The sequence below is a fragment of the Lacinutrix sp. genome (assembly GCF_023299985.1).
Lineage (GTDB): Bacteria > Bacteroidota > Bacteroidia > Flavobacteriales > Flavobacteriaceae > Lacinutrix.
The window spans coordinates 1-3193 of record NZ_JALZVX010000178.1 but is presented as its reverse complement, the minus strand read 5'-3'; the positions used below and the strand labels follow the sequence as shown (position 1 = coordinate 3193).

Annotated in this window: 2 protein-coding genes and 3 tRNA genes; 4 read left to right on the top strand and 1 reads right to left on the bottom strand. The window is 32.2% G+C overall.

Translation table 11 applies throughout. The features are described from left to right. On the bottom strand, positions 1-599 hold a 599-nt coding region (locus Q0C58_RS09625), incomplete at its 3' end, for a beta-ketoacyl synthase N-terminal-like domain-containing protein (protein ID WP_290700644.1). A gap of 136 nt (positions 600-735) precedes the next feature. Between Q0C58_RS09625 and Q0C58_RS09620 the strand changes: the two genes are divergently transcribed. The 4 genes from Q0C58_RS09620 to Q0C58_RS09605 all read left to right on the top strand — a co-directional run bounded on the left by Q0C58_RS09620 (position 736) and on the right by Q0C58_RS09605 (position 3154). Beyond that, the gene (locus tag Q0C58_RS09620; RefSeq protein WP_290700642.1) at positions 736-2781 is read left to right on the top strand and encodes an HDIG domain-containing metalloprotein; all 2046 of its coding nucleotides are present in this window, start codon (positions 736-738) and stop codon (positions 2779-2781) included. Between the two features lie 98 nt (positions 2782-2879). Beyond that, positions 2880-2966, top strand: a tRNA-Ser gene (locus Q0C58_RS09615). 21 nt (positions 2967-2987) lie between these two features. Then, a tRNA-Pro gene (locus Q0C58_RS09610) sits at positions 2988-3062 on the top strand. An 18-nt stretch (positions 3063-3080) separates the two neighbouring features. Further along, a tRNA-Arg gene (locus Q0C58_RS09605) sits at positions 3081-3154 on the top strand. Positions 3155-3193: the final 39 nt, after the last annotated feature.

Below are 3193 nucleotides of genomic sequence, written 5' to 3'. Positions count from 1 at the left end.
ACAACTTCATTATTAAATTTTCCAGCTTCCCAAGCAGCAGCAGAACGGTTGTAAGATTGTATAGCGTATGCATCTTGATCTTCTCGAGAAAATTTATATTCAGTAGCACAAGCATCTGCACAGGTTCCCATCGCGTTTTGATCGTAAACATCAACTAAACCATCTTTTTGCATACCATCGACTAAAGTCGCAGGTCCAAATTTTGTAGCACTTCTAGCATGAAAATAATGAGGTATTAAACTCATGTTTTCCATACCACCTGCAACAATAATATCTGCATCTCCAAGGGCAATAGCTTGAGCAGCTTGCATAACAGTTTTCATACCAGAAGAACAAACCTTATTTATAGTAGTACAAGGCACAGTGTTTGGAATACCTGCAAATATTGCAGCCTGTCTAGCTGGTGCTTGACCAGTTCCAGCTTGTACTACATTACCCATTAAAACCTCTTGAACTAGTTCTGGGTTTAGGTTGATTTTATCTAATGCACCCTTTATAGCAATGGCTCCTAGCTTTGGAGCTGGAATTGTTGATAAAGCGCCTAAAAAACTACCAATAGGTGTTCTTGCAGCCGATACTATTACTACTTCTTTGTTCATGATTGTATGTCTTAAATTTTTTGTCTTGCGAAAATAATCAAATTTTAGTAAAAATTATACTGATATAATGATAATCGGCAATATTGAAATCATAATTTATTACATTTGATTTTAAAGAATAATTCAAATTTTAATAATGAAGGACTTAGTCAATAAATTTTATAAAAACCATGCTTTAGTTTATAAGGTACTTCTATTTATTGTTACTACTTTTTTAATCGTTTATTTATTTCCTAAAAGCGGAAAGTTTAAATACGATTTTGAGAAAGGTAAACCTTGGCAGTCCGAAACACTTTTGGCTCCTTTTGATTTTGCTATTCAAAAAACGGAAGATGAATTAGCAAAAGAAAAAGAAGAAATACAAAAAACGGCAATAAAATATTTTAATATAAATGAAACTATTAAACCAAAGGTTTTAAAGCAATACAATGATAGTTTTAACACCTCGTTTCCAGATTCTATTTATAGTTCTAAAAATGAAATAAAAAAAATTGGAGAAAATATTATAGAAACACTTTACGAATTTGGTGTTAGTAATGTTGAAGAATTAATTGCAGAAAAAGCAACAGTAGCGATACTTAAAGATAGAGTAGAGGTTGCTAGAACAGATTTTTATAACATTTACAAGCAATCGCAAGTAAGACCAAAAATCGATGAAGCACTTAAAGATAATGGTTTGCAAGACTACTCTAAACCATTATCTATTCTGTTTTTTAATATTATAGAACCTAATTTAAAATTTAATAAAAACCTATCAAACAAAGCTTTAGAAGAGCGTTTAAACTCAATTTCTTATAATAGAGGAAGTGTAGAAAAAGAAACGCTAATTATTTCTAAAGGTGAAATAGTAGAAGGTAATAAATTTTTAATACTAAGTTCTTTAGAGTCCGAATACGAATCTCAAGTTTGGAATGAATCAAATTATAACTTAATTGTTTTTGCGTACACATTATTAGTAGCACTTGCTTTACTAATGCTGTTGTTGTTTTTAAGAAAATATAGGTTAGAAGTTTTTAATAACAATACCAAAGTAACATTTATCTTCTTTAACGTATTCTTGATGGTTTTGTTAACCACTTTTATTGTTAATTACGATTCTAAGTATATTTACATAATACCAATAGCAATACTACCATTAGTACTTAAGGCTTTTTTCGATGCACGTTTAGGATTATTTACACACGTAATAACAGTATTACTTTTAGGCTTTATTGTACCAAATAGTTACGAGTATATGTTTTTACAAATTCTTGCAGGTATAGTAACAATTCTAACTGTTTCAGAACTTTATAAACGTGCAAATTTATTTATATCTGTAGGACAAATTACCATTGTATATATTATTGCATACTTTGCTTTTTTCTTAATTCACGAAGGCAGTATAGAAACTCTAAAGTGGGATACTTTTGGTTTGTTTGTATTGTGTGGACTTGCAACACTATTTGTACAACCGCTTATTTATATATATGAAAAACTCTTCGGTTTAGTTTCAGATGTTTCACTTTTAGAATTGTCAGACACGAATTCTAAACTTTTAAAACGCTTATCTAATGAAGCGCCAGGTACTTTTCATCATTCATTAAACGTAGCTAATTTAGCTGAAGCAGCAGCTAACGAAATTGGTGCAAATGCAATGCTAATTAGAGTAGGCGCATTATATCATGATATTGGTAAGATGAAGAATCCAACGTATTTTACAGAGAACCAATCTTCAGGGTTAAATCCGCACGACGAATTATCACCAAAAGAAAGCGCAAAAGTTATTGTAGACCATGTTATCAATGGTATTGAAATAGCAAAGAAAAATAATTTACCAGATCGTGTTATCGATTTTATTAGAACGCATCATGGAAATAGTAGCGTTTATTATTTTTATATGAAAGAAAAAGCAACTAACCAAGACGTTGATGTTAATGATTTTTCTTATCCTGGTCCTAAGCCATTTAGTAAAGAAACCGCAATATTAATGATGTGTGATAGTGTAGAAGCTGCTTCTAAAAGTTTAAAAGAACCAACATCTACAAAAATCGATAATTTTGTAGAAAACATACTAAATAAGCAAATGGACGATGGACAATTTCTAAATGCTAACATTACTTTTAAAGAAATTCAAGCTATAAAAAAAGTGCTAAAGCGCAAGCTTGCAAATATTTACCATTTACGAATAGAATATCCTGAATAATAATTTAAAAAATTAAATAAAATTGTTGCGTTATATTGGATGTTATCTTACATTTGCATCCGCAATTTATTGCAACGTTCATTAAAAAAATAAAAATTGGAGAGGTGCCTGAGTGGCCGAAAGGAACGGTTTGCTAAATCGTCGTACCAGCAATGGTACCCAGGGTTCGAATCCCTGTCTCTCCGCAATTAACAGATAATCATTTTCGGGGTGTAGCGTAGCCCGGTTATCGCGCCACGTTTGGGACGTGGAGGCCGCAGGTTCGAATCCTGCCACCCCGACTTTTTTATTGTAGCTACGGGCTCGTAGCTCAGCTGGATAGAGCACCTCCCTTCTAAGGAGGCGGTCACAGGTTCGAATCCTGTCGGGCTCACAGAATCCTTTTCATTTATTTGAAAGGGATTTCTTGTTT